This window comes from Streptomyces sp. NPDC048291 (assembly GCF_043201715.1).
GTDB lineage: Bacteria > Actinomycetota > Actinomycetes > Streptomycetales > Streptomycetaceae > Streptomyces.
The window spans coordinates 17659-42862 of the sequence record NZ_JBICZC010000017.1; the positions used below are offsets into that span (position 1 = coordinate 17659).

The window sequence follows — 25204 nt, forward strand, 5'->3', positions numbered from 1 at the left end:
TGAGAGGGGGTCCGGGGCTGCGCCCCGGGCCCCCTTTCCTGTGCCGTCGGTCGTCTGCGGGTGCGTGGGGGTTGGTCGCGCAGTTGCTGTGCTCTGGCGGTTTCTGGAAGCGCACGAGGCATGCGTCGCGCATCGGTGTGCTGTACCCGGCTTCGATGTCGTCACCACCGTGCCCAGTACGAGCGGGAGGCAGACCCACCCGCTGCGTGACATGGTCGCCGACCTGATCGGCGCGACCCGTGAGCGCCACCGCGACCTGCTCCGAGCCACCCCGAGGGCCGCAGACCTCGGGCGCACCGCGTCTTCCGCGCGCTATACGGCATCACCCCTGTGGGGCGAGCACGTGCTGCTCGTGGACGACACCTGGACCACCGGCAACCACGTGCGGTCCGCCGCGTCCGCGCTGAAATCCGCAGGCGCGGGAACCGTGGCGGTCGTGGTCCTCGGCCGTCACCTGAACAGCGACTACGAGGGCACGGCCGCCCACGTCGAACAGGCCCGACTGCGGCGCTTTTCCTGGGACGTCTGCCCGTTACGCCCTTGGTCGCACATCTGAACCGGTCACCTACGCCGTGTCATGGGCGAGGATCTTCTTCAGGTCTTCGACGATCGTGGGGATCTCGCGGTCGAAGGCCAGGCCGTCCACGCCCTCGTCGGTGATGACGGCCAGGAGGGCCCGGGTGCCTACCGCTGTGACGATGACGTGGCCCGCGCTGCAGCGGGCCGTGAGTTGGCGGAGGGTGCCGGTGTCGCCCTGGTCGGCGAGGCGGTGGCCGAGGGAGAGGGCGGCGGAGGCCACGGCGGCCATGGACTCCGGGTGGGTCTTGTCCGTGTCGCTCGCCACCACCAGCCCGTCGACGGTGGCCAGGGTGGTCTCGCGGACGCCCATCACCCGGTCGCGCAAGGAGACGAGGATGTCCTGCACGGGATCGTTCATGGTGGCTTCCTCCTGTGCTGTCGTGCTTGGTGGTGCGTGGGGCACTGCTGCCCGGGACTAGCGTTTGCGGCGGGGGAGCGGGGTCGGTGAGGGGGGCGGTGCTGCCGCGGGGGGTGCGGTCGGTGTGCGCGGGGCCGTGCTCGGGCGGCCGGCCGGGGTGGTGGACGGGGGCTGGAGGAGGCCCAGGGACAGCAGGTCGCGGAGGTCCAGCATGACGGCGAACAGGCCGCGGCCGAGGGCGAAGGCGATGTCCCGGGGGGTCCTGCGGCCGTCGGCGACGGTCAGGATGGCCTGGTGGCGGGGTGAGAGGCGGGCGGTCTGCCGCGGGTCGCGGGCGGCCGGGGCCGGTTCCGGGCGGTCGCGGGCGAAGCGTGCGGTGGCGCCGCGTTCGTTCGACAGCAGGCGCATGCGGCGGGTGTTCTCGGTGACCAGGCGGTCGGGCGGTATCGCGGCGCCCGTGTCGAGCAGGGGGCGGGGCGCGGTCACCTCCCAGCCGTCCGGGGTGGTCAGGGCCAGGGCGAAGGCCGCGTCGAACAGGGCTGCCCGGCCGGTGATCTCCAGTTCGGCGGCGCCCAGCAGGCCTTGGGCGACCAGTTCCAGGGCCAGCCGCGCGGGGTCGGTGCCGGTGGCGCGGGCGGCGGTCCAGTCGTCCTCGGTGATCCGGCGCGACTTGAGCAGGAGCACCTCGACGCCGGGGGCGCCGGGGGTCTCCATGCCGGTGACCATGCCGTCGCGGACGTGGATGACACCGCCCGGGGTGCCGGCGACCAGGACGGCACAGGAGCGCTTCTCGGCGTGCAGGGCGGCCAGCAGGGCGGGGACGTTGCGGGCGGCCGGTGTCTCCTGGCTCATGCGAGGAGTCGGCTCGTGTGCTCGGCGAGGTCGCGCAGTGCCCACGTGATGTTCGTACGGTCCCGGTCCACCAGGGCGAACAGCAGGAGCGGGTCGCCCTGCCGGTCGACGCGGACCGTCACATGGTGGTGGGTGGCGGTGGTGACGACGATACTCTCCAACTCGCCGGTGAATCCGGCCCTGTTGAGCTGCGTGGTGGCAAGGTGCGCGGTCTCCTGGGCGTCCTGGGCCGGGCCCGGGTCGCCGTGCTCGGCGTAGGAGAGGCCCGTCACGCCGTCCACGAGCGCGGCGGCGGTCACGCCGGGCGTCCGTCCGACGTCGCGCAGGACGGTGTTGAGCAAAGCCATGAGTTCCCCCTCCTGACCCCTCGGTCGCACAGTACTTTATTGCCAACTGTTGCAACACTGGCCAAAGATGACGTTTATTCGGACTCGGACAGGTCGGGAAGCAACCTCCGTCGAACTGCTTGCGTCCGAGTCGACCCACGTAAGGAAATCGAGGGCACCAGCGTGAACATCGAGACAGCGCTCAAGGAAGCCATGAGCATCGACGGGGCCGTCGGGGTCGCCCTGGTCGACTACGAAAGCGGTATGTCGCTCGGCGTGCTGGGCGGCGGACCGCACCTGGACCTGGAACTGGCGGCGGCCGGGAACACCGAGGTCGTCCGCGCCAAGCAGCGCACGCTGAAGTCCATCGGCCTCGACGACGAGATCGAGGACATACTGATCACGCTGGGCGGCCAGTACCACCTGATCCGCCCCCTGACCAAGGCCGGCGGCTCGCTCTTCCTCTACCTCGCCCTGGACCGCAGCCGCAGCAACCTCGCGCTGGCCCGGCACAGCCTCAAGAAGCTGGAGACCGAGCTGGAGGTCTGACCTCCCGGCACCGCGGTGTCCCGGCCCCCCCGTACGCGGGCCGGGACACCGGTGCCGAGCCCGACGCCGAGTCGGTAAGCGCGCTCATGTGACGGGCGTAGCGTAGAGGGCATGACGAAGTACGGCTCCTTCCCCGGCACGCGGCCGCGACGGCTGCGGACCACCCCCGTCATGCGGCGCATGGTCGCCGAGACCCGGCTGCACCCCGCGGACTTCATCCTCCCGGCGTTCGTCAGGGAGGGCGTGAGCGAGCCGGTGCCGATCGCCGCCATGCCCGGCGTCGTGCAGCACACCCGGGACAGCCTGAAGAAGGCGGCGGCCGAGGCGGTCGAGGCGGGCATCTCCGGGATCATGCTGTTCGGGGTACCGGAGGAGAGCAAGAAGGACGCCCTAGGCACGCCCGGCACCGACCCGGACGGCATCCTCCAGGTCGCGCTGCGCGACGTGCGCGCCGAGGTCGGCGACGAGCTCCTCGTGATGTCCGACCTGTGCCTCGACGAGACGACCGACCACGGCCACTGCGGGGTGCTCGACACCGAGGGGCGCGTCGACAACGACGCCACCCTGGAGCGGTACGCCGAGATGGCCCAGGTGCAGGCCGACGCGGGCGCCCATGTCGTCGGGCCCAGCGGGATGATGGACGGCCAGATCGGCGTCGTCCGCGACGCGCTCGACCAGATCGGCCGCGAGGACGTCGCGATCCTCGCCTACACCGCGAAGTACGCCTCCGCCTTCTACGGCCCCTTCCGCGAGGCCGTCGGCTCCTCGCTGAAGGGTGACCGCAAGACCTACCAGCAGGACCCGGCCAACGTCCGGGAGTCGCTGCGGGAGCTGGCCCTCGACCTGGAGGAGGGGGCCGACATGGTGATGGTCAAGCCGGCCGGGCCCTACCTCGACATCCTCGCGCGGGTCGCCGGCTCGGTGGACGTGCCGGTCGCCGCCTACCAGATCTCCGGCGAGTACTCGATGGTCGAGGCCGCTGCCGAGAAGGGCTGGATCGACCGCGACCGCGCGATCCTGGAGACCCTGACCGGCATCAAGCGGGCCGGCGCGCAGAACATCCTCACCTACTGGGCGGTCGAGGCCGCCCGGATGCTGGGCTGACCGCAGACGACCGCGCCCCGGCAGAAGCAGTGCTGCCGGGGCACTTTCATGAGGTCTGCCGTGAGGTCGGCGCGGGCGCCGGCGTCGGGGAGTGTGCCGGACGGTCGGACTGCCGGACGCGGGACGCCGAGGAGGACGGGCCCTCGTCGCGTACGCCCTGGCCGTCCCGGCACCCGCTCAGTGCGGTCGCGGCGACCAGCGCCAGGGCGGCCGCCGCCAGGAGACGGCGGCGGCCGGAGGCCGGGGTGCGGTGCGTGACGGACATGCGAGGGCTCCCTTGACGATCTCGGCGTGGTCGGCGCTCGGGGTGCGGGGGCTGCGCTGTGTCCTCAGCCTGCGGGGCGGCTCGCCCGGCCCGCCAGAGCCGACGGGGGATTCGGGACGCCCGGGCCCGGACCACCCCCGTGAACTGCACGGATCCCGTCCCGTGGGACGGCGGTACGGGACGCCCGAGGCCGGTCCGTCCGGATCGCGGAATTACGGGTGTAGGCGGCACGCACCTCTCTACGCTCCCGCCAAGACGAGGATCAGCCCAAGGAGCCGTCCATGACCCTCACCCCTGCGCCCGTTTCTGCCCCCGCCCCCGCCCCCGCCCACGCCCCCGCCCCCGTCCCCGCGCCGCTTCCGCCGCTCGCGGCCCGGGCCCGGACCGTCGGCGGGTCACCCGTGCGGGAGATTCTCGCGGTGACCGCCCGGCCCGAGGTGATCAACTTCGCGGGCGGGCTGCCGGCCCCCGAACTGTTCGACCGGGAGGGCATCGCCGCCGCCTTCCGCGCGGTGCTGGAGCAGGCGCCGGAACGGGCGTTGCAGTACTCGACGACCGAGGGCGAACCGGCGCTGCGGCAGCGGCTGGCGGCACGCGTCTCGGCGCGGGGCCTGCCCACCGGGGCCGACGACCTCCTCGTCACCACCGGCTCCCAGCAGGCGCTCTCCCTGCTCGCGAGCGCCCTGATCGAACCCGGGGACACGATCCTGGTCGAAAGTCCCTGCTACCTGGCGGCACTTCAGGTGTTCGGGCTGGCCGGCGCACGCGTGCTGCCCGTGCCCGGGGACGCGGACGGCGTGGACCCGGCCGCCCTCGCGGAGCTGATCCGCGCCGAACGGCCCAAACTCCTCTACCTCGTCCCGACCTTCCAGAACCCCACCGGCCGCACCATGCCCGCCGCCCGCCGCGCCGCCCTGGCCACGGCCGCCGCCCGGCACGGCCTGTGGATCATAGAGGACGACCCCTACGGCGAACTCCGCTACGACGGCGACCACGCCCCCTGGATCGCGTCCTTCCCCGGCGCCGAGGACCGCACGGTCCTGCTCGGCTCCCTCTCCAAGGTCATGGCCCCCGGCCTGCGCCTCGGCTGGCTCCGCGCCCCCGACGCCCTGCGCCGCGCCTGCGCGGTGGCCAAGCAGGCGGCCGACCTGCACACCCCGACCCTCAACCAGCTCGCCGCCGCCCGCTACCTGGACGTCCTGGACGCCCACGTTGCCAAGGTGCGCGCGGTGTACGGCGAACGCCGCGACGCCATGCTCGCCGGCCTCGCCGACGCCCTCCCGGCCGGCTCCACCTGGCAGCGGCCCGAGGGCGGCATGTTCCTCTGGGCCAGGCTCCCGTCGTCGTACGACACCACCGCGCTGCTCCGCCGGGTGGTGGAGCAGAACGTGGCCTACGTTCCCGGCGAGCCCTTCCATGCCGCCGACCCCGACCGCTCGACGCTGCGGCTGTGCTTCGTGACGCAGACGCCGGAGGAGATCGGGGAGGGGCTGCGGAGGCTGGCGAAGGGGCTGGGCGGCTGAGCGGTCGCCGAAAGTGCCGGGACATGCCGTCTGCCGACCGCGGCGCCGTCGTGGCTGATCGCGCAGTTCCCCGCGCCCCTTACGGGCGCGGGGGTCGGCTCAGTCCCACCAGAAGTGCCACAGCCGCTCGCCGACCAGGTGCTCGGCGTAGGAGGAGAGGGTGTCGTCGGTGTCTGGCAGGACGGCGTACGGGCAGAACGCGAAGTGTTCGGCGGCAATGGCCTCCGCCTCGTCGAGGTCGGTGGGCGGGGCGGCGACGGACAGGGCGAGGTGGTCGAAGCCGAGCGCCACCACCCGGACGCCGAACCGGTCCTCCCAGGAGCGCAGCACCGCGCAGAGCCGGGCCACGTCCTCCTCGTAGTTCACCGGGCCGCTCCAGCCGATGGCCGCCGGTATGTCCGCGCTGCGTCGGGCGGAGACCAGTGCCAGGTGCGGCTCCTTCAGCCAGGGCCGCCCCTGGCTGAGCGCGTCGGCGACGTCCGCGGCCCGCGAGTCCGGGTCGGCGACCAGCGCCGGAGAGGGAGCGAGCCCCGGCCACTCCTCGCCCTCCGGCGGGTCCTCCTCCCAGTAGTCCTCCAGCACCTCGTCGGCGTCGTGGTCCCCCGGGTACGACGTCTCCCCGGGTGCGAAGTCCCAGTCGTCGACCTCGGACACGTCGATGAGCACCGGCAGCAGCCCCGCACGGGCGGCCGGCGCACCCAGCGCGGTCCAGGTCCCGGGCCCGGCGGGCTGCCCTGCGTACCACAGCAACGGCTGGTGCCACGGGCCGTCGAGCGTGTCGTCGAGCAGTGTCCCGGGCGGGAGTTGGAGCCCCAGGGACCGACCGCTCGGGTCGGTCGCCAGCTTGGGCAGCGGGTTGGGAAGAGTCGCCATGGCAGTGACTGTAAGGGGCGTCACTGACAACGCCGGACGCGGTCGCCCCGAACGGGTGGTGGGCGGCGGCCTCCTGCCGGTGGTCTCCGTGCCGAATCCGTCGGCGACCGCGCCGTTCGCGGATACCGTGGATGCCATGAGCGACGACGGGGGGCTGCTCGCGCGTCTGCGCTTCGGGCGCGAGGACGCGGAGCGGGATGTCAAGGACGGGCTGCTGCTGCGCGGCGGCTTTCTGCCCAACGAGGCCTACCGGGCCGCTGTCTCCGGACAGAAGATGCTGATCATCGGGCGCAAGGGGTCTGGCAAGAGCGCCGTCTGCATGCAGCTGATGGCGGACCGGGGCCCCGTGTACGCCGGGAAGACGCTGGTCACCCCGGACGAGGTGGCGGGCGAGGAGATCCGCAGGTTCGAGCTGCAGGGGCTGCCCGGCGACTCGGCCAAGGCGCTGATCTGGCGCTACCTGTTCGCCGTCCACGCGGCCCGGCACCTCGCCGCGCACGCGAAACGGGCGCACGGAAAGACACCCCCCTCGGTGAAGGCACTGCTGAAGTTCCTGAAACAGAACGGCGAACTGGAGGAGGGCGGCCTGGACCGCCTGGCACAGACCGTCCAGGGGCTGCAGACCTCCCTCTCCCTGGAGGCGTTCGGCGTCAAGGCGGCGATCGACCTGGCGGGTTCGCCGTCGGAAGGGGCCCGCGCCCAGCGCCAGCTGAAGGTCGTGGAGCACGGGGTGGAACGGGCCTTCGCCGACCTCGGCTGCGCCGCCGCGCACCCGCCGCTCCTGCTCATGGTCGACCAGCTGGAGCTGGTGTGGTCCGCCGAGCCGGACAGCAACTCCATGGTGATCGGGCTACTGCTGGCCGCCAAGCACGCGGCGAGCCGGTACACGGGCGTCGTACAGCTCCTGCTGTTCCTGCGGGCGGACATCTACGACTCGCTGTCCTTCGGCGAGCTGGACAAGTTCCACCTGGAGGAGCTGCGGATCGCCTGGACCGAGGAGGCGCTGCGCGATCTCGCACTGGCCCGCGCCCGGGCCTCCGCCGGCGCCGGCCTGACCGCCGACCAGCTGTGGCAGGAACTCTTCCCGCCGGCCGTCGAGGGCGAGTGGACACCGGCCCACCTCTTCCGCCGCTGCCTGCCCCGCCCCCGGGACGCCATCCAGTTCCTCAACCTCTGCCAGGAGACCGCCCACCTCAAGCACGGCCGGGCCCGGATCACCGAGGCGGACGTCCTGGAGGCGGGCTTCCAGTTCTCCGCGTGGAAGCTCAAGGACCTGTCCCTGGAGTACCTGGTCGCCCACCCGTTCCTGAAGAACCTGTACCCGCTCTTCCAGAACGCGGGCTACGTCGTCTCCCGCGCCGCGCTGCACAGCCGGTTCGAGGCGGCCGAGGGGTCCCTGCACCGGCTGTTCCCCGCCTACGCGCAGGCACTGACCCTCCCCGGCGTCATCGACGTCCTCTACGACGTCGGCTTCCTCGGCGTACGGCGCGGCAACGACATCGTCTTCACCGGGGGCAACAACCTGCCCGTCCAGCCGCACGAGACCGAGTTCCACATCCACCCCTGCTTCCGGGCGGCCCTGGGCGCGACCGCCGCCATCGACCTGCGCCGCTACGAGCCCGTGGTGGCCGGTGACCGGCTGGTGCGGGGCGACGTCTTCGCCGGCCAGACGGTCGGGATCAGCCTCGTGGGCAGGGACGACCGGCTGCTGGCGGAACTGCGCCGGTCCTGCCACTCCCTGCTGGCCCAGCTCGGCCGGGCCGTCTCCCTCACCGAGGACGCCAAGAGCCAGATCCGGGCCGAGATCAACCGCGTGCTCGACGACGCCAACGCCCTGCCCCAGGGCCCGGCTCCGATCGGCATGGACGACCTGCTCCTGTCCACCGGCCACTACTTCACCGCACTGGCCGCTCAGCTCAGCGCCAGCGGCCTCACCGAGGGCGCGCCGCAGGTCGCGCACCGCCTGGAGGAGGAGGCCCGCCGGCTGCGCCGGGTGGCGGGCGGCTCCTACGGCAGCTCCGGCAACTCGGCGGGGTCCTGAAGGAGGGAGGCGACCGGTGGACGCAGTGCTGATCGCCGGGCGGTTCCGGATCGGGGCCCGGCTCGGCGCGGGCGGCATGGGCGAGGTGTGGGCCGCGCAGGACGAACGGATGCGCCGCCCGGTCGCCGTCAAGATCGTCCATGCGCTGCCGTCGGCGGACGAGGCGGAGACCCAGGCCAGGTTCGAGCGGGAGGTACAGCTGGCCGGACGGGTCCTGCACCCGAACGTCGTCACCGTGCACGACTGGGGCGAGGTGCGCCTCGACGAGCGCCGGGTCCTCTACCTCGTCATGGAACTCGTCCCCGGAGTCCCGCTGAGCAGGCGGCTCGGCCAGTCCACGCCGCCGTGGCCGCTGGCCGTCGGCTGGGCCGGACAGATCGCCCAGGCCCTCGGGGCCGCCCACCGGCACGGGGTGATCCACCGCGACATCAAGCCGGCCAACGTCCTGCTCACCCCCGAAGGGACCGTCAAGGTCCTCGACTTCGGGGTCGCGAAGTTCATCGGCGAATCGCTCGGCGTCCACGAACTCACCGTCACCGGCGCGCTGCTCGGCTCCCCGCCGTACATGTCCCCGGAACAGGCCCTCGGCACCCGGGAGATCGACCACCGCAGCGACCTCTACTCCCTGGGCTGCCTGCTCTACCACGCGGTGACCGGCCGCCCGCCCTTCATCGCCGACCATCCCCTGAGCGTGCTGCGCATGCACATGGACGAGGTACCGGCACCGCCTCGGACGCTCGTACCGAACCTCCCCGAAGCCCTCGGCACCCTCCTGACGAGTCTCCTCGCCAAACGCCCCGAGGACCGCCCCCAGACCGCCGCCGCCGTCCACGACGCGCTGAGCACACTGCTGTACGAGCATGCCGTCGCCACACCCGACCTGGACGTCACCGCACTCGGGTACGGCGACGACGTCGCCCGGCGGCTGCTGCGGAAGGCGTGGGCCATCCGGCAGGAGGCCGAGCGGTACGGCCGCCGCGTCGCCGAGGAGTCCATGGCCGCGGCACGGGCCGAGGCCGAGCGGACGGCCAGGGAGACCGTGGAGCGCGCCCGGCGGGAGGCCGAGGCGATCATCGCCGCCGCCCGGACGCGGCCCGCGGCGGCCGGACCCGGCGGGACCGGGACACGGACCCGGCCCGCGGCGCACCGGCCCGCGGCGGAACCGCCGCCCGCGACCCCCGTCGGCACCTCCGCCGCCACCCCCGCCGGGGTCCTCTCGGGCGGCGAGTTCGACCTGGTCGCGCAGGGCTACGACCGTGCGCAGGTGGACCGGTCCATAGCCGGCCTCAAACGCGAGTGGCAGAACGCGCAGGCCCACCTCGACACCATCGAGAGGTTCCTCGCGGAGCGCTACCCCGGAGCGTCCCGGCGCGTCGCCGACGCCCGGGAGAGAGCCGACCGGGAGGCGCAGCCCATGACACCGTACGAAACCGTCGCGCTCGGCGAGGCCGCCTGGCTGGGGTACGACCGACGGCAGGTGGACGCCCGCGTCGCCGCGATCCTGATCGCGTGGGGGCGCACCGGGGCCCGACTGGCAGCGCTGAACCACCTCGCGGGGGAGCTGGCCCTGGAGTCCGTCACCGGCCCGCCCCCGCAGTGAGGGACGGGCCGCAACGGCATCAGAGCCGCTCGGGCGTCCTGATGCCCAGCAGGGCCATGCCCTGGTGCAGGGTGCGGGCCGTGATGTCGCACAGCAGGAGGCGGTTCTCCACCTGCTCCGGGGTCTCGGCCTTCAGGACCGGGCACTTGTCGTAGAACGACGTGTACAGGGACGCCAGCTGGTACAGGTACGCCGCCAGCCGGTGCGGGGCGTACTCCGCCGCCGCCTCGAAGACCGTGTCCCCGAACGCGTCCAGGTGCAGGCCCAACGCCCGCTCCGCCGCGTGCAGTTCCAGCTCCGGGTGGGCGGCGGGCCGGACCTCCCCGGCCTTGCGGAGGATCGACCGGATACGGGCGTACGCGTACTGGAGGTAGACGCTCGTGTCGCCGTTCAGCGAGACCATCTGGTCCAGGTCGAACTTGTAGTCCCGGTTCGGCGACGTCGACAGGTCCGCGTACTTCACGGCACCGATGCCGACCTGCGCGGCCCGCTCCTGGATCTCCGCCTCGGTGAGGTCCTGCGCCTTCTCCCGGACCACCTCGGCGGCCCGCTGCACGGCCTCGTCCAGCAGGTCCTCCAGCCGTACGGTCTCACCCGCACGCGTCTTGAAGGGCTTGCCGTCCGCGCCCAGCACCGTGCCGTAGCCCATGTTGTGCGCGGTGACGTCGTCGGTGAGCCAGCCCGCCCGCCGTGCCGTCTCGAAGACCATCTTGAAGTGCAGCGACTGGCGGACGTCCACGACGTAGATCAGGGACGTGGCGTGCAGGTCCCGGACCCGGTTGCGGATCGCCGTCAGGTCGGAGGCCGCGTAGCCGAAGCCGCCGTCCGCCTTCTGCACGATCAGCGGGACCGGCTGGTCGTCCTTGCCCCGGATGTCGTCGAAGAAGACGACCAGTGCGCCCTCGGAGCGGACCGCGACGCCCATCTCCTCCAGGAGCCGGGCGGTCTCGGGCATGCCGTCGTTGTACGCCGACTCGCCGACGATCTCGTCGTCCTGGATCTCCATGTCGAGCTTCTCGAAGACCGAGTAGAAGTAGACCTTCGACTCGTCCACGAACCGCTGCCAGAGGTCCAGGGTCTCCTTGTCGCCGGACTGGAGGGCGACGACCCGCTTCCGGGCCCGCTCCTTGAACTCCTCGTCCGCGTCGAAGACGGCCCGGGACGCCTTGTAGACCCGGTTCAGGTTCGACATGGCCTGCTCGCCGTCCGTGTCGGTCTCCGCGGACAGCTGGTCCGGGTTCTCGATCAGGTACTGGATGAGCATGCCGAACTGGGTGCCCCAGTCGCCGATGTGGTGCCGGCCGATCGTCCGCTCGCCGGTGAAGTCGAGCATGCCGCGCAGGGCGTCGCCGATCACCGCGGAGCGGAGGTGGCCGACGTGCATCTCCTTCGCCACGTTCGGCTGGGCGTAGTCGATGACCGTGAGGCCCGGGTCCGCCTTCGCGGGGACGCCGAGCCGGTCGCCGTCCGCGTACCGGGCGCTCAGGTTCTCGGTGATCGCCCGGTCGGAGAGGGTGATGTTCAGGAAGCCGGGGCCGGAGACCTCGACGTCCTGGATCAGGTCCGCGCCGGTGGTGAGGTGGGAGACGACCTGCGTCGCCAGCTCCCGCGGGTTCGCCTTGGCCTTCTTGGCGGCGGCGAGGATGCCGTTCGCCTGGTAGTCGGCCCGGTCGCTGCGTCGCAGCAGGGGGTCCACGGAGGCCTCCGGCAGGGTGGCCGAGAGGGCGTTCGTGAGCTGCTGGTTGACGGAGGCGCTGAGGGACGATACCGGGGCCATGGGGTGGGAGCCGTTCTCCTCGTGGGGTTCGGTAGACAGGTCCAGTATTTCACGGGGGGTAAAGGGGTTTTTGCGGCCGAGGGGTCGGGGGGCTCGGTGCGTTGCCGGGTGCGGGCCGGTGGGGGCTGGTCGCGCCCGCGCGGCGGAGCCGCATATCGGATGCAGCCCCGCGCCCCTGTACGGGCGGCTGCGCCGCCTCGCAGGGGGCGGCTCGGGAACCCGTTTTCGTAGATGTGGCGGCGCCTGGGAGAATGGAGCGGTCAGCCGTGCGACCGTACCGGCTGTCCCGTGCCGGAAAGAAGGACGTGCCGATCGTGGCTCAGAGCACCGAGACCACCGACTGGGTCTCCCGTTTCGCGGATGAGGTCATCGAGGAGTCGGAGCGTCGGGCCCCGGGCAAACCGGTCGTCGTCGCGTCCGGGCTCTCGCCGTCGGGGCCGATCCACCTGGGCAACCTGCGTGAGGTCATGACCCCGCACCTGGTCGCGGACGAGGTCAGGCGGCGCGGTTACCAGGTCCGGCACCTGATCTCCTGGGACGACTACGACCGGTACCGCAAGGTGCCCGCCGGTATCGCCGGGGTCGACGAGAGCTGGGCCGAGCACATCGGCAAGCCGCTCACCTCGGTGCCCGCCCCGCAGGGCTCCCCGTACCCGAACTGGGCCGAGCACTTCAGGGCCGCCATGGTCGAGTCGCTGGCCGAGCTGGGCGTGGAGTTCGACGGGATCAGCCAGACCGCCCAGTACACCTCCGGCGTGTACCGCGAGCAGGTCCTGCACGCCATGAAGCACCGCGGGGACATCGACGCGATCCTCGACCAGTACCGGACCAAGAAGGCCCCCGCGAAGAAGCAGCAGCAGAAGGCCCTCGACGAGGCCGAGCTGGAGGCCGAGGAGGGCTCGGGCGCGGCGAGCGAGGACGACGGGTCCTCCGGCTCCGCCGGGTACTTCCCGTACAAGCCGTACTGCGGGGGCTGCGGCAAGGACCTCACCACCGTCACGGCGTACGACGACGACACCACCGAGCTGACCTACACCTGCACCGAGTGCGGGTTCGCCGAGACCGTCCGGCTCAGCGAGTTCAACCGGGGCAAGCTGGTCTGGAAGGTCGACTGGCCCATGCGGTGGGCCTACGAGGGCGTGATCTTCGAGCCCAGCGGTGTCGACCACTCCTCGCCCGGGTCCAGCTTCCAGGTCGGCGGGCAGATCGTCGGGATCTTCGGCGGTAAGCAGCCCATCGGGCCCATGTACGCCTTCGTGGGCATCAGCGGGATGGCGAAGATGTCCTCGTCCCGGGGCGGGGTGCCCACCCCGGCCGACGCGCTGAAGATCATGGAGCCGCAGATCCTGCGCTGGCTCTACGCCCGGCGCCGCCCCAACCAGTCCTTCAAGATCGCCTTCGACCAGGAGATCCAGCGGCTCTACGACGAGTGGGACAAGCTGGACGCCAAGGTCGCTGGGGGCACCTCCCAGGCTTCCGGCTCTGGGGGAGGTTCCGCGCTGCCCGGTGACATCGCCGCGCACTCGCGTGCCGTCCGTACGGCCGGCGGCGAGCTGCCCCGGACACCGCGCCCGCTGCCGTACCGGACCCTCGCCTCCGTCGCCGACATCACCGCCGGCCACGAGGACCAGGCGCTGCGCATCCTCAAGGAGCTGGACCCGGAGAACCCGCTCGGCTCGGTGGACGAGGCCCGGCCGCGGTACGACAAGGCCGAGGCCTGGATCATCACCCAGGTACCGGCCGACCAGCGCACCATCGTCCGCGGCGAGCCCGACGCCGAACTCCTGAAGTCCCTCGACGAGGCCTCCCAGCAGTCGGTACGGCTCCTGCTCGACGGACTCGCCGAGCACTGGTCGCTGGACGGGCTCACCCACCTCGTCTACGGCGTGCCCAAGGTCCAGGCCGGGTTCTCCGCCGACGCCACGCCCAAGGAGCTGCCGCCGGAGATCAAGACGGCCCAGCGGACGTTCTTCGCCCTGCTCTACCACCTGCTGGTCGGGCGGGACACCGGGCCCCGGCTGCCCACCCTGCTGCTCGCGGTGGGACAGGAGCGGGTACGGCTGCTGCTCGGCGCGTAGGCCGACGTGCGGAAGGGGCCCTCCGGTTCTCCGGAGGGCCCCTTCCGCGTTCCTGCCGTGTGCCTTCTGCCTGCCTTCTGCGTGCGCGTCAGGCGATGTGCTCGTCCGCCAGCTCGGCGTTGAGACGGTTGGAGAAGCGGGTCACCATGCGCTTGGACTCGGCCTCGTCGAGGGCGACGCCGTAGGTCGCCTCGACATCGGCGATGAACCCGCGCGGGGTGGGTGCTCCGTTGCCGCTCTTTATCGACTCGCGGAAGACCAGGTAGTAGTCCTCCTCCGACGGCGCCGGAGGCTCCGGGGGCCCGCCGCCCTCGCCCAGCTCACGGGTGCGGCCCGGACCGGACGGGATGGGGAAGCTGCCGGTGGTCTCCGAAGGGGATTCCACGGGCAGCGGCTGCTGGTCCTGCGGGAACTGCTCCTGCGGGAACTGTTCCTGCGCGAACTGCTCCTGCTGGTACCGCTCCTGCTGGTACTGCTGTTGCTGGTACTGCTCCTGCTCGTACTGCTGCTGTTGCGCCAGCCAGGCGGCGTACCGGGGGTCGTACGTCGGGTCGTAGCCGCCCTGGTAGTCGATCTGCTGGGGGTCCCTGGACTGCAGCCAGGGATTGACCTCCTGCCCGGACTCAGGCATCGCCTGCTGCGGGAACTCCGGCTGCTCGGCCCGGGGGCCGGGGATCAGCACCGCGCGCTGCTCGCCGCCGGCCGGCACCGCGTCGGGGCCGCCACGAGCGCCCACGGCCACGGCGTCCGGGGCCGCCGGCAGCAGCGCCGGGAGGTCGATGCCCGCCGCCGCCAGGCCGTCCGGAGCCGTGTTGGCCAGCGGAACGCCGTACTTGGCCAGCCGCAGCGGCATCAGGGACTCCACAGGCGCCTTCCTGCGCCAGGCCCGGCCGAAGCGCGAGCGGAGCCGCGCCTGATAGACGAGACGTTCCTGCTCCAGCTTGATCACCTGGTCGTAGGAGCGCAGCTCCCACAGCTTCATCCGCCGCCACAGCAGGAACGTCGGCACCGGGGAGAGCAGCCAGCGGGTCAGGCGCACCCCCTCCATGTGCTTGTCCGCCGTGATGTCGGCGATCCGGCCGATCGCGTGCCGGGCCGCCTCGACGGCCACCACGAACAGGATCGGGATCACCGCGTGCATGCCCACACCCAGCGGGTCCGGCCAGGCCGCCGCGCCGTTGAAGGCGATCGTCGCGATGGTCAGCAGCCAGGCCGTCTGCCGCAGCAGCGGGAAGGGGATGCGGATCCAGGTCAGCAGCAGGTCAAGGGCGAGCAGGACGCAGATGCCCGCGTCGATGCCGATCGGGAACACATAGGCGAAGTTCCCGAAACCCTTCTTGATGGCCAGCTCACGGACGGCCGCGTACGAGCCGGCGAAGCCGATGCCGGCGATGATCATCGCGCCGGTCACGACCACGCCGATGAGAACGCGGTGCATCCGAGTCAGCTGCATTGGCGCGGCCACCGGTACTCCCCTCCCCTTGCGTGTTGTTGCGCGCAACAGGGTGGCACATCAGTGCGGCGCACGTATGGCCGGTCAGCTCTTCTTGGTTGACGACTTGGAAGGCGACGCGGACGGCGAGGCCGACTTGGAGGCCTCCTTCGAGGGCGTCGCCGCAGGTGAACTCGGCGCGGAACCAGACCCGTTGGCCGTCGCCACCGACGCCGCCGCCTCCCCGGCCGCCTTCTCCGCCACCTTCGTCAGAGTGTCCGCGTCCGGCGTCTTCGCACCCGCCAGACCCGCGCCGTTGTAGTCGAGGGTGACGACGACGTTCGCGACCCGGGCCACGACCGTCTGCTGCCTGAACGCGCCTTCCTTCTTCTTCAGGTCGTAGCGCACAGCCGTCGCCTGGTCACCTGCCCCGGCCACCGGCACCGTCTTGGTGTTCTTCGCACCCGTCACCGACTGCGCACCCTGCACCTGGCTCGCGTAGTACGCCTCGGCCTGCTTCTCGCCCGAACCGCGGCCGGCGTCCGAGTCGAACCGCAGGAAGGAGATGTTGAGCCAGCGGAACTGCGAGCCCTTCACGCCGTTGCTGTCCAGGCTGCTCCACGAGCAGCTGCCCCGCGTGGCCACATCGTCCGAGGTGCCCTCCTTGCCCGACTTCACACCCTTCGGCACGAGCGAGGTGAGCGTCTTCTTCGACAGCACCGCACACGGCTCCGGCAGCTTCGCGTACTTCGCCGCCTGGACGGTCGGCGAAGCGGCCGTCGAGTCACCGGAACCGGTCGACCCGACCGCCGAGTTCGAGCCGCTGCCCGTCCCCTGCGCCGCCGTGTCCGAGTCCGAGGAGCAGGCCGTCGCGAACAGCGCCACGGCGGGGACGGCGGCCGCGCAGACCAGGCCGCGGCGCAGGCGCCCTGCCCGTCGCTGTGCGTTCCGCCCGTTCCGGGCGCGCTGGTCGTCTGACTGGACTGCTACTCGCTGCATGGTTCCTTCACTCATACGTTCGGGGTTCCTGCGGTCGGATCGGGTCCGAGGGGCCACGGTACGCGGTGAGGAAGCTGTGCGGTTCTGGTTCGCACCCTTTGCGGACGGGGTGCGCAGGGTGTGCCGACGGCCTCAGCCGTTGAGCGCCTCGGCCAGTTGCGCGGCCAGATTCTGCGCCCTGTCCTGCATTTCCTTGCTGTCAGGCACCGTCCCGGTGGCCATCGGCTGCTCCTCGTACACGATGGTCACGACGACGTTGGACGTGCGGAACACCACAGTCACCGTCCGCTGTTCGGCCGTCGAACCGGAGCCGCTGAGCTGATCGTCGAGATACGCCTCGTCGCCGAGATCGGCGAGAGTGCGCGGCTGGAGAGCGGCCGGGGTGGTGGAGGACGAGGCGGACGCGGAGCCGGAGCCCGAGGCGGACGCGGAGCCGGAGCCCGAGGCGGACGCGGAGCCGGAGCCCGAGGCGGACGGGTCCGCGGATCCGGTGGACGAGGCGGACGCGGACGGGGACGCGGACGGGGAGTCCGACGCCGACGGCGACTCCGTCTCGGCCGGGCTCGGGGACGTGGGCTCCGGGATGTCGGCCGCCGACTCCAGCTGCGTGTAGATCGTCTGCGCCTCGCTGTCGTCGCTGACCGCGTTGTCGTACGACACCACGCGCTCGAAGTCGACGGACAGCCGGTCCGTGGCGTCGGTGGACTCGATCTTCCAGCGGCAGCCGACCTTGCGATCGGTGTCGTAGGTGAGCGCGGCCTCGCCCGCGTACGCCTTCTCGCGCTGCTCATCGTCGGTGATCTGGGCGATGCCCGGGAGCAGCGAGTCGAGGGTGCCGTGAGTGACCGCGCCGCAGGCCTCCGGGAGGGTGCGGTACTTGCCCGGCTGGGCGGCGACGGTGGCGGTGCTGGTGTCCGCGTTCTTGTCGGTGGCGTCGTCGCCACCGCTGGAACCGCTCGTGCAGCCGGCCAGCAGGACCGCGAGAAGAGCGGCGATGCCGGTTACGTACGCCTTCCGCTGCACGGTCAGGCTCCTTCCGTTCACTGGTCCGCTCGGTCCTGCTCCAGTGTCCCCGCTGGTTAATCGCTTGCCGCAGCGGGGCGCCCCCTGGAGACAATGTCTATCGCACGCACTGCTGTGAACGCCGGTCCCCTGTCTGGTTTCCGGACCTATGACGCCGCATTTGCGTTTTGCTTGATTTAAAGCTTTTTGTCCTTTTTGATGTGCCGTTCGCGGGGGAATGGGGAAGTTATGTCGTACGTGGAGATGCTGGGCGCGAAGGTACCGATCCGGATGTGGACCGACCCGGCGACCGTCGAGGACGTCGCGCTCCAGCAGCTGCGCAACGTCGCGACCCTGCCGTGGATCAAGGGCCTCGCGGTCATGCCGGACGTCCACTACGGCAAGGGCGCGACGGTCGGCTCGGTCATCGCCATGCGGGGCGCGGTGTGCCCGGCGGCGGTGGGGGTCGACATCGGCTGCGGGATGTCCGCGGTGAAGACCTCCCTGACGGCGAACGACCTGCCGGGGGACCTGTCCCGACTGCGCTCGAAGATCGAGCAGGCGATTCCGGTGGGGCGGGGGATGCACGCGGATCCGGTGGAGCCGGGGGACTTCCACGGGCTGGCCGAGGCCGGGTGGGGGGAGTTCTGGGGGCGGTTCGACGGGGTGGCGGATGCGGTGAAGTTCCGTGAGGAGCGGGCGCATCAGCAGATGGGGACGCTCGGATCGGGCAACCACTTCGTCGAAGTCTGCACGGATACGACCGGTACGGTGTGGCTGATGCTGCACTCCGGTTCCCGGAACATCGGCAAGGAACTCGCCGAGCACCACATCGGCGTGGCCCAGAAGCTCCCGCACAACCAGGGCCTGGTCGACCGCGACCTCGCCGTCTTCGTCGCGGACACCCCGCAGATGACGGCGTACGAGCACGATCTCTACTGGGCTCAGGAATACGCGAAGTACAACCGGTCGATCATGATGGCCCTCCTCAAGGACGTGATCCGCAAGGAGTTCAAGAAGGCCAAGGTCACCTTCGAACCCGAAGTGAGCTGCCACCACAACTACGTGAGCCGCGAGCGGTACGAGGGCGTTGACCTGCTGGTGACCCGCAAGGGTGCGATCAGTGCCCGAGCCGGACAGTACGGCATCATTCCCGGCTCCATGGGCACCGGGTCGTACATCGTGAAGGGCCTCGGCAACGAGAAGTCCTTCAACTCGGCCTCGCACGGCGCGGGTCGGCGCATGAGCCGGAACGCGGCCAAGCGGCGCTTCTCGACCAAGGACCTGGAAGAGCAGACGCGGGGCGTGGAGTGCCGCAAGGACTCCGGGGTCGTGGACGAGATCCCCGGCGCCTACAAGTCGATCGACCAGGTCATCGACCAGCAGCGGGACTTGGTCGAGGTCGTGGCGAAGCTGAAGCAGGTCGTCTGCGTGAAGGGTTGACCGTGCGGTCCGTCACTTCGCGTGCCGGACCGCGTAGATCATCACGAAGGCGATGATGTGGATGCCGAAGAGGAAGTAGGCCAGGAAGTACCAGACCTGGCGTTCGTTCCTGGTCTCCTGCTTCAGGCGGGCCTTCTCCAGGTCGTTTTCCAGTGCCTCCGCCGCGTCCTCGTCCGGCATCACAGTTCCCGGTGGACCTTGGTGTTGGAGGCCTGGGCGCGGGGGCGGACGACGAGGAGGTCGATGTTGACGTGGCTGGGGCGGGTGACCGTCCAGGTGATGGTGTCGGCGACGTCGTCCGCGGTGAGGGGTTCGGCGACGCCCTGGTAGACCTTGGCGGCCTTCTCCTCGTCGCCGCCGAAGCGGGTCAGGGCGAACTCGTCGGTCCTGACCATGCCGGGGGCGATCTCGATGACCCGGACCGGCTTGCCGACGATCTCCAGGCGGAGGGTCTCGGCGAGGACGTGGGCGCCGTGCTTGGCGGCGACGTAGCCGCCGCCGCCCTCGTAGGTGGCGTGGCCGGCGGTGGAGGAGACCACGACCACCGTGCCGTCGCCGCTCGCCTCCAGCCTGGGGAGCAGGGCCTGGGTGAGGTTCAGGGTGCCGATGACGTTCGTCTCGTACATCGTGCGCCAGTCGGCCGGGTCGCCGGTGGCGACCGGATCGGCGCCGAGGGCTCCGCCGGCGTTGTTGACGAGGACGGAGATCGCCTTGAAGGCCGTCGCGAACTCGTCGACCGCCGCGCGGTCCGTCACGTCGAGGGGGTAGGCGGTGGCCTGGTGGCCCGCGTCGTTGATCTCCTTGGCCAGGGCCTCGATACGGTCCTCCCGGCGGGCGGTGAGGACGACGCGGTAGCCGGCCTCGGCGAGCCGGCGGGCGGTGGCGGCGCCGATGCCGCTGCTGGCGCCGGTGACTACCGCGATGCGGGAGGGGGCCATGGGGGTGTGCTCCTCGGCGGGGTTCGGTGTGCGGGTTCGTCTGTGCCAAGGATAGGTGGGGGGTGGTTTCGGTTGTTCGGTGGCTGCGGGCCGGCGCGGGCTGGTCGCGCCCACGCGGCGGAGCCGCATGTCGGATATAGCTCCGCGCCCCTTACGGGGCGCTGCCCGCACGTCAGTTTCTGGGTGCCCACATGATCAGGGCCATTCCCGCCAGGCAGACCGCCGCGCCCGTGAGGTCCCAGCGGTCCGGGCGGTAGCCGTCGGCGACGACGCCCCACAGGATCGAGCCCGCGACGAAGATGCCGCCGTACGCGGCGAGGATGCGGCCGAAGTGGGCGTCGGGCTGGAAGGTGGCGACGAAGCCGTAGGCGCCGAGGGAGAGGATGCCGCCGGCGATCCAGAGCCAGCCGCGGTGTTCGCGCACGCCCTGCCAGACCAGCCAGGCGCCGCCGATCTCGAAGAACGCGGCGACGACGAACAGGGCGGCGGAGCGGAGGATGAGCATGCGTGCAGCGTGCCACGCCCGGCGGGTGTCACCTGATGGGGGGCGCCTGCGGCGGGGCCCGGGTGGCATACATCCGTACGAGTGCGAACCGACGGACGGACGGGACGGGTGGCATGGCGAAGCGTCGTGGTGGGCTGACGGTGGCCGGTGCGGTGGCGGTGGGTGTGCTGGTCGTGGGAGGTGGCGGTACCGCCTGGGCCGGGAGCGCCGATCTGGAGGTGCACGGGGCCGCGGTGCTGAGCGGGGACCTGATGGAGGTCAGGGTGACCCCCCGCAACCACGGGCCGGACGGGGTGACCGGGGCCAGTGTGCGGCTGACCTCGTCGGCGCCGCTGGCGGACGCGCAGCAGCTGCCGGGCGGGTGCACGCGCACCGGTGACCGGGAGGTGGTGTGCGACACCGGGCCGCTCGCGGTCGAGGTGCCCGGCGAGCAGCTGGTGGTGCCGGTACGGCTGCGGGAGCGGCCGGCGGAGGTGACGCTGGCGGTGGACGTGGCGTGGGGCGGGGGCGCGGTGGACCAGGACCGCACGAACGACAGGCAGCGGGTGCTGGTGCTGGCGACGGGGGACCCGTACTCGTTCTGAGGCGGGGCGTGCGGGGCGTGCGGGGCGTGCGGGGCGTGCGGGGCGCGCAAGGCGTCGGCCTCGTGCACGTAGAAGCGTTTGCCGTTGGTGCAGGACTGCCCGTTGTCCTCGCCGGCTCCGGATGCATGGCATGCGTGGGCGCGCGACCATGGTGAGGTCCGAAGCGGCGGCCGTGGTGACCGGCGCCGGGACCCGCTTCCTGCCCGCGTCGCAGCCCCTGGCCGCCCTTCCGCCGGTCGGTGAGAGTGAGACGCCCATGACGCAGCAGATGCAGGCAGCCCGGATGCACGGATACAAGGAACCCCTGCGGATCGAAGAGGTCCCGGTGCCCGAGCCCGGGCCGGACGAGATACTCCTGAAGGTCGCCGCGACCGGCGTGTGCCGGAGCGACTACCAGCTCCTCAACGGCTACTTCGAGGGGCCGTTCCCGGTCGACCTGCCCTACATCCCCGGTCACGAGGTCACCGGCCGGGTGGCGGGACTCGGCAGCGAGGTGCCCGCCACGGTGGGCTACTCGGAGGGCGACATGGTCGTCGTCAACCCCAGCTGGGGGGACGGCACGTGCCGGCAGTGCCGGGAGGGCAACGAACAGCTGTGCAGCGGCGACGGCCGGTGGGTGGGCTTTGGTCCGCCGGGCGGTTTCGCCGAGTACACGGCCGTGGAGTGCCGCCACGCGATCCCGGTCTCGGAGGAGGCCGCGCGGGCGCCGGAGCTCCTCGCCCCGATGACCGACGCGGGCATGACCCCGTACCGGGGCATGCGCAAGCTCCGCGACGCCGGCAAGCTCGGCCCCGGCCGGACCGTCGCGGTCACCGGCATCGGCGGGCTGGGCAGCTACGCGATCCAGTACGCGAAGCTGCTCGGCGGCGGCGCGACCGTGGTGGCGCTGGCGCGGACGGACAGCAAGCTGGAGGTGGCGAGGGAGAACGGCGCGGACCACGGGATCAACGTCCGGACCAGGTCCACGGAGGCCATCCAGGACGAACTGGAGCGGCTGACCGGGCGCCGGACGATCCACGCCGTCCTGGACTGCGTCGGCAGCGAGCCGTCCATCTCCATGGGCTTCGACCTGCTGGGCCCCGAGGGGGCGCTGGCGACCGTCGGCCTGATGAGCCAGCGCGTCGAGCACCGGCAGTTCCCGTTCGTGGGCACCGAGCTGTCCTACCTCGGCTCGTTCTGGGGCAACCACCTGGACCTCGTCGAGGTGCTCTCGCTCGCCGAGGCCGGCCTGGTCAGGCACAACGTGACCAAGGTGGCCCTGGCGGACATCAACGAGAACCTGGACGCCCTGGGCCGGGGCGACGTCGTCGGGCGTCAGGTCATCGTCTTCGAGTGAACCAGGCCGCGACCGCGACCCGGGTCAGGCGAGTGCCTCCACGAGTTCCCGGGCGAGCGGGCCCGAGGAGGCGGGGTTCTGGCCGGTGAAGAGGTTGCGGTCGACGACGGTGTACGGCTCCCAGGCGGGGCCCCGTGAATACTCGGCGGGCAGCTTCCGCAGCTCGTCCTCCAGCAGCCACTTGGCCTTGTCGGCGAATCCGACCCCGGCCTCCTCCTCGTTGCAGAAACCCGTCAGCCGGTAGTCCGCGAAGGGCGTGTCGCCGTTCGCGTCATTCCGACGGGTCGAGGGATTGCCATGATCAAACCCTATGGTCCTTATGATTTCCTGCCGTCGATCAGGGTCTTTTCAGTGGCCTCGGAATCCGTGGCCAATGGCGGGGAACTGGCCCGCGAGCAGGTGAGCGGCATTCTCGGGGCCGGCGGGGCGGACGTCTCGCCGCAGCTGAGCTGGTCCGGTTTCCCCGAGGAGACGCGGAGTTTCACGGTGGCCATGTTCGACCCCGACGTGCCCACCGCCTCGGGATTCTGGCACTGGGCCGTGGCCAACCTGCCCGCCTCCGTGACCGGCCTTCCGGCCGGGGCGGGAGACGGCAGGCAGCTGCCCGGCACGGCGGTGACGCTGGCCAACGACGCCGGATACCGGAGATACCTCGGCCCGGCGACCCCGCCGGGCAACGGCCCGGACCGCTACTTCCTCGTGGTGCACGCCGTGGACGCCGAGGAACTGGAGGTGTCGGAGTCGACGACCCCCGCCTACCTCGACTTCCTGCTGTTCAGCCACGCGATCGCGCGGGCGACGATGTACGGCACCTACGAGCGGGCCGCCTAGGGCGTGTCAGGCGCGGCGGAGCCCCGGGCGCGGGCGCCCTACTTCTTCCACGTGTAGTCCTCGGCGGCGTCGACGATCAGGTCCTTGACCGCCTGCGGGTGGGAGACGAGGGAGACGTGCGAGGAGTCGATCTCCACCGTCTTCCGGGCGTTGGCGCGCTTCGCCTCGAAGCGTTCCAGGTCCGGGTTGATCGCCTTGTCCTGCTTGCCGACGAGGACGTACACGGGCTTGTTCCGCCAGGCGGCGCCGGTCGCCTTGTCCGTGAACGCCGACAGCGCGATCGGGCGCTGGGTGGCCGCCAGGACCGCGGTCTGGCTCGCGGGCAGGTCCGCGGCGAAGACCCGGCGCAGGAGGGCCGGCTGCACGTACACGTCCGTGCCGGTGGCGCGGTCGCCGTTGCGGAACGGCACCTGCTTGAGCGCCTTGGTGAGCGGGGCGGGCGCGAACTTCGCGGAGAGGCTGGTGAACGACTCCCCGGTGTCGGGCATGATCGCGTTGATGTACACGAGGGCCTTGACGTTGTCGTTCCCCACGGCGGCCTGGGAGATCACCTCACCGCCGTAGGAGTGGCCGACCAGGACGATCGGCCCGGTGATCGACTTCAGGAAGCTCGCGAGGTAGTTCGAGTCCTCGGGGATCCCGCGGAGCAGGTTGGCCGGTGCGGCCACCGGGTAGCCGTTCTGCTGGAGCCGCTGTACGACGCCGTTCCAGCTCGACGCGTCGGCGAAGGCGCCGTGCACGAGCACGACGGTGGGCTTCTCCCGGCCGGGATCGCCGCTCGGGCCACCGGCTCGGGCCGCCGTGGGGGCGAGGACGGCGGTGGTTCCCGACAGTGCCAGGAGAGCGGCCCCCCAGCGGACGGCGTTCACGGTGCGGCGGGACTCGCGCGGTATTCGCATGCTGGTCCTTCGGTGCGAGGCGTCGGCGACGCCCGGGATTCCAGCGTCGAGGAGACCCCTCGGCGTGTCCCCCGAGCGCGGGCCGTCCGGGTGAACGGGCCCGCGCTCCGCAGCTGTCCGCCCTGCTCAGGTGGAGCCGGCCGTCGTCCCGAAGGTCACCCGGTAGTAGCAGGCGCCCTTGCAGGGCATGGTCGCGCCGTCGTCGAAGGCGTAGGAGTAGGCGTACGGTTCGGCCCGCTTGAAGACCTGGGTGTAGTCGACCGGCCACTTCGAGGGGACGCAGTTGTCGCGGCCCGCCCAGGCGCCCCGGCAGCAGTAGGTGTCGCCGCCGAACGCCGCGCACGGCGGTTTGCAGCCGATCTCCTGGCCGCCGGAGAGGGCCTGCATGGCCTTGGGGCAGTCGACCTCGGTGGTGCAGGTGCCCCGGTAGCAGCCGGCGGCGCTGACCGGGTCGGCGGTCGTGGTGTGGGAGACGTTGATGTACATGGGCAGGTTGGCGCCGTCGACCATGCTCACGTCGTAGAAGTCCAGGCCCGCGTACGCGTCGAAGGTGAACTCACCGAGGGTGGTGGGCGGGTTGCCGCCGCTGCAGACGCTGGTGCAGTCGCCGGAGGAACAGGGCCCGGCCGCCGTGCCGTCGGTGCAGCCGGTACGGCCCCAGATGCGGCCGCCCCAGTTGTTCGCGACGGTCACCGAGAGGCTCTGGCCGGGGGCGAGTCTGCGGCCCGCCGGGTAGACGGAGGTGTCGGTGACGACCGCCCACACCGTCTTCGGGGTCTTGTTGACGACGGTGATCAGACGTCTGCCGGCGGGCGCGGTGGTGGGCTGCGCGGCCTCGGCGGCCCGGTGGGACGCGGCGGTCGTCGGCTCGCGCGTGGTCTTCGCGGATGCCGACGCCGACGGCGAGGTCCCGGCGCTCGCCGAGGCCGAGGCCGAGGGGGACGGGGAGGTGCTGGGGCTCGGGGACGGGGCGAGCGGGGTGCCGGACGGCGCGGACGGGAGGGCCGCGGCCGTCTGCCGGTCCGGGTCCGCGGCGGGGGTGCCGGACGGTGTCCACATGCCGTAGGCGACGATCACGGTGGCGGTCGTCGCGAGGGCGGCCGCGCCGGCGTACCACCAGCGGCGTCGCGGTGGTCTCGCGCCGTGTCTCCTGCGTCCTCGTGCCATCCTGATGCCTTCCTCGGGCGGTGCCTGATGTCTGCCTGTCGTGTGCCTGCCTTTCGGTGACCTCCTCGACGAGGGCCGTACAACATAAATTGCGAAGCCCACTCGCCGGTTTTTCTGTTGTCCCCGCGTCGTGCACGGGGTCT

The 25204-nt window shown here is 71.5% G+C and carries 25 protein-coding genes; 11 read left to right on the forward strand and 14 right to left on the reverse strand.

The features are described 5' to 3' along the window. Positions 1 to 169: 169 nt before the first annotated feature. On the forward strand, positions 170 to 556 hold the full coding sequence (locus ACGF5O_RS39400; protein ID WP_393814743.1) for a hypothetical protein: 387 nt from the start codon (positions 170 to 172) through the stop codon (positions 554 to 556). A gap of 9 nt (positions 557 to 565) precedes the next feature. Here the strand turns inward: ACGF5O_RS39400 and ACGF5O_RS39405 are convergent, their stop codons facing one another. Genes ACGF5O_RS39405 through ACGF5O_RS39415 form a run of 3 tightly spaced genes read right to left on the reverse strand, consistent with a single transcriptional unit; the run spans position 566 to position 2136 of the window. Then, positions 566 to 937 (reverse strand): roadblock/LC7 domain-containing protein, encoded by a 372-nt coding sequence (locus ACGF5O_RS39405; RefSeq protein ID WP_393814744.1) that lies wholly within the window; start codon positions 935 to 937, stop codon positions 566 to 568. A 57-nt stretch (positions 938 to 994) separates the two neighbouring features. Further along, complete coding sequence (locus tag ACGF5O_RS39410; RefSeq protein ID WP_393814745.1) at positions 995 to 1789, reverse strand: hypothetical protein; 795 nt, start codon at positions 1787 to 1789, stop codon at positions 995 to 997. Beyond that, the gene (locus tag ACGF5O_RS39415) at positions 1786 to 2136 is read right to left on the reverse strand and encodes a hypothetical protein (protein WP_393814746.1); all 351 of its coding nucleotides are present in this window, start codon (positions 2134 to 2136) and stop codon (positions 1786 to 1788) included. The genes ACGF5O_RS39410 and ACGF5O_RS39415 overlap by 4 nt, the downstream gene beginning before the upstream one ends. 162 nt (positions 2137 to 2298) lie before the next feature. On the opposite strand from ACGF5O_RS39415, the gene ACGF5O_RS39420 reads away from it, so the two are divergent. Continuing rightward, a complete protein-coding gene (locus ACGF5O_RS39420) occupies positions 2299 to 2664 on the forward strand; it encodes a hypothetical protein (RefSeq protein ID WP_393814747.1) in 366 nt (121 codons plus the stop codon). A gap of 111 nt (positions 2665 to 2775) precedes the next feature. After that, a complete protein-coding gene (gene hemB, locus ACGF5O_RS39425; RefSeq protein WP_393814748.1) occupies positions 2776 to 3768 on the forward strand; it encodes a porphobilinogen synthase in 993 nt (330 codons plus the stop codon). Between the two features lie 46 nt (positions 3769 to 3814). Here hemB and ACGF5O_RS39430 read toward each other — a convergent pair whose 3' ends face one another. Beyond that, the gene (locus ACGF5O_RS39430) at positions 3815 to 4033 is read right to left on the reverse strand and encodes a hypothetical protein (protein ID WP_393814749.1); all 219 of its coding nucleotides are present in this window, start codon (positions 4031 to 4033) and stop codon (positions 3815 to 3817) included. 281 nt (positions 4034 to 4314) lie between these two features. Between ACGF5O_RS39430 and ACGF5O_RS39435 the strand changes: the two genes are divergently transcribed. Continuing rightward, entirely contained in the window at positions 4315 to 5556 is a 1242-nt protein-coding gene (locus ACGF5O_RS39435) for a PLP-dependent aminotransferase family protein (RefSeq protein WP_393814750.1), read from the forward strand. A 99-nt stretch (positions 5557 to 5655) separates the two neighbouring features. Here ACGF5O_RS39435 and ACGF5O_RS39440 read toward each other — a convergent pair whose 3' ends face one another. Continuing rightward, positions 5656 to 6429 carry a DUF4253 domain-containing protein gene (locus tag ACGF5O_RS39440; protein WP_393814751.1) on the reverse strand — a complete coding sequence of 258 codons (774 nt, stop codon included), beginning with the start codon at positions 6427 to 6429 and terminating at the stop codon, positions 5656 to 5658. Positions 6430 to 6565: 136 nt separating this feature from the next. Between ACGF5O_RS39440 and ACGF5O_RS39445 the strand changes: the two genes are divergently transcribed. Together ACGF5O_RS39445 and ACGF5O_RS39450 are read left to right on the forward strand one after the other, a co-directional pair. Continuing rightward, on the forward strand, positions 6566 to 8470 hold the full coding sequence (locus ACGF5O_RS39445) for a P-loop ATPase, Sll1717 family (RefSeq protein WP_393814752.1): 1905 nt from the start codon (positions 6566 to 6568) through the stop codon (positions 8468 to 8470). A 16-nt stretch (positions 8471 to 8486) separates the two neighbouring features. Next, on the forward strand, positions 8487 to 10070 hold the full coding sequence (locus tag ACGF5O_RS39450) for a protein kinase (RefSeq protein ID WP_393814753.1): 1584 nt from the start codon (positions 8487 to 8489) through the stop codon (positions 10068 to 10070). Between the two features lie 19 nt (positions 10071 to 10089). Here the strand turns inward: ACGF5O_RS39450 and argS are convergent, their stop codons facing one another. Beyond that, positions 10090 to 11847, reverse strand: a complete 1758-nt coding sequence (gene argS, locus ACGF5O_RS39455) for an arginine--tRNA ligase (RefSeq protein WP_393814754.1) — start codon at positions 11845 to 11847, stop codon at positions 10090 to 10092. Between the two features lie 305 nt (positions 11848 to 12152). On the opposite strand from argS, the gene lysS reads away from it, so the two are divergent. Then, on the forward strand, positions 12153 to 13925 hold the full coding sequence (lysS, locus tag ACGF5O_RS39460; RefSeq protein WP_393814980.1) for a lysine--tRNA ligase: 1773 nt from the start codon (positions 12153 to 12155) through the stop codon (positions 13923 to 13925). An 88-nt stretch (positions 13926 to 14013) separates the two neighbouring features. Here the strand turns inward: lysS and ACGF5O_RS39465 are convergent, their stop codons facing one another. The 3 genes from ACGF5O_RS39465 to ACGF5O_RS39475 form a co-directional block, all read right to left on the reverse strand. Next, positions 14014 to 15363 carry a DUF2637 domain-containing protein gene (locus tag ACGF5O_RS39465; RefSeq protein WP_393814755.1) on the reverse strand — a complete coding sequence of 450 codons (1350 nt, stop codon included), beginning with the start codon at positions 15361 to 15363 and terminating at the stop codon, positions 14014 to 14016. Positions 15364 to 15462: 99 nt separating this feature from the next. Next, positions 15463 to 16371 carry a DUF3558 domain-containing protein gene (locus ACGF5O_RS39470; RefSeq protein WP_393814756.1) on the reverse strand — a complete coding sequence of 303 codons (909 nt, stop codon included), beginning with the start codon at positions 16369 to 16371 and terminating at the stop codon, positions 15463 to 15465. Positions 16372 to 16488: 117 nt separating this feature from the next. Continuing rightward, positions 16489 to 17379, reverse strand: a complete 891-nt coding sequence (locus tag ACGF5O_RS39475; RefSeq protein ID WP_393814757.1) for a DUF3558 domain-containing protein — start codon at positions 17377 to 17379, stop codon at positions 16489 to 16491. Between the two features lie 228 nt (positions 17380 to 17607). Here ACGF5O_RS39475 and ACGF5O_RS39480 point away from each other — a divergent pair, with 228 nt between their 5' ends. Further along, positions 17608 to 18801, forward strand: coding sequence for an RtcB family protein (locus tag ACGF5O_RS39480; protein WP_393814758.1), 1194 nt, complete (start codon positions 17608 to 17610; stop codon positions 18799 to 18801). 12 nt (positions 18802 to 18813) lie between these two features. Here the strand turns inward: ACGF5O_RS39480 and ACGF5O_RS39485 are convergent, their stop codons facing one another. The 3 genes from ACGF5O_RS39485 to ACGF5O_RS39495 form a co-directional block, all read right to left on the reverse strand. After that, entirely contained in the window at positions 18814 to 18981 is a 168-nt protein-coding gene (locus ACGF5O_RS39485) for a hypothetical protein (protein WP_393814759.1), read from the reverse strand. After that, positions 18981 to 19739 (reverse strand): SDR family NAD(P)-dependent oxidoreductase, encoded by a 759-nt coding sequence (locus tag ACGF5O_RS39490; RefSeq protein WP_393814760.1) that lies wholly within the window; start codon positions 19737 to 19739, stop codon positions 18981 to 18983. The genes ACGF5O_RS39485 and ACGF5O_RS39490 overlap by 1 nt, the downstream gene beginning before the upstream one ends. A 172-nt stretch (positions 19740 to 19911) precedes the next feature. Then, entirely contained in the window at positions 19912 to 20244 is a 333-nt protein-coding gene (locus tag ACGF5O_RS39495; protein WP_393814761.1) for a YnfA family protein, read from the reverse strand. Positions 20245 to 20357: 113 nt separating this feature from the next. On the opposite strand from ACGF5O_RS39495, the gene ACGF5O_RS39500 reads away from it, so the two are divergent. From ACGF5O_RS39500 to ACGF5O_RS39510, 3 genes are all read left to right on the forward strand, one after another. Continuing rightward, positions 20358 to 20828, forward strand: a complete 471-nt coding sequence (locus tag ACGF5O_RS39500; RefSeq protein ID WP_393814762.1) for a hypothetical protein — start codon at positions 20358 to 20360, stop codon at positions 20826 to 20828. A gap of 256 nt (positions 20829 to 21084) precedes the next feature. Then, positions 21085 to 22164 (forward strand): NAD(P)-dependent alcohol dehydrogenase, encoded by a 1080-nt coding sequence (locus ACGF5O_RS39505; RefSeq protein WP_393814763.1) that lies wholly within the window; start codon positions 21085 to 21087, stop codon positions 22162 to 22164. A 297-nt stretch (positions 22165 to 22461) separates the two neighbouring features. Next, the gene (locus ACGF5O_RS39510) at positions 22462 to 22995 is read left to right on the forward strand and encodes a YbhB/YbcL family Raf kinase inhibitor-like protein (protein WP_393814764.1); all 534 of its coding nucleotides are present in this window, start codon (positions 22462 to 22464) and stop codon (positions 22993 to 22995) included. Positions 22996 to 23033: 38 nt separating this feature from the next. On the opposite strand, the gene ACGF5O_RS39515 is transcribed toward ACGF5O_RS39510, so the two are convergent. Together ACGF5O_RS39515 and ACGF5O_RS39520 are read right to left on the reverse strand one after the other, a co-directional pair. After that, entirely contained in the window at positions 23034 to 23894 is an 861-nt protein-coding gene (locus ACGF5O_RS39515) for an alpha/beta fold hydrolase (RefSeq protein ID WP_393814765.1), read from the reverse strand. Positions 23895 to 24020: 126 nt separating this feature from the next. Continuing rightward, positions 24021 to 25061 carry a thaumatin family protein gene (locus tag ACGF5O_RS39520; RefSeq protein ID WP_393814766.1) on the reverse strand — a complete coding sequence of 347 codons (1041 nt, stop codon included), beginning with the start codon at positions 25059 to 25061 and terminating at the stop codon, positions 24021 to 24023. Positions 25062 to 25204 lie beyond the last annotated feature (143 nt).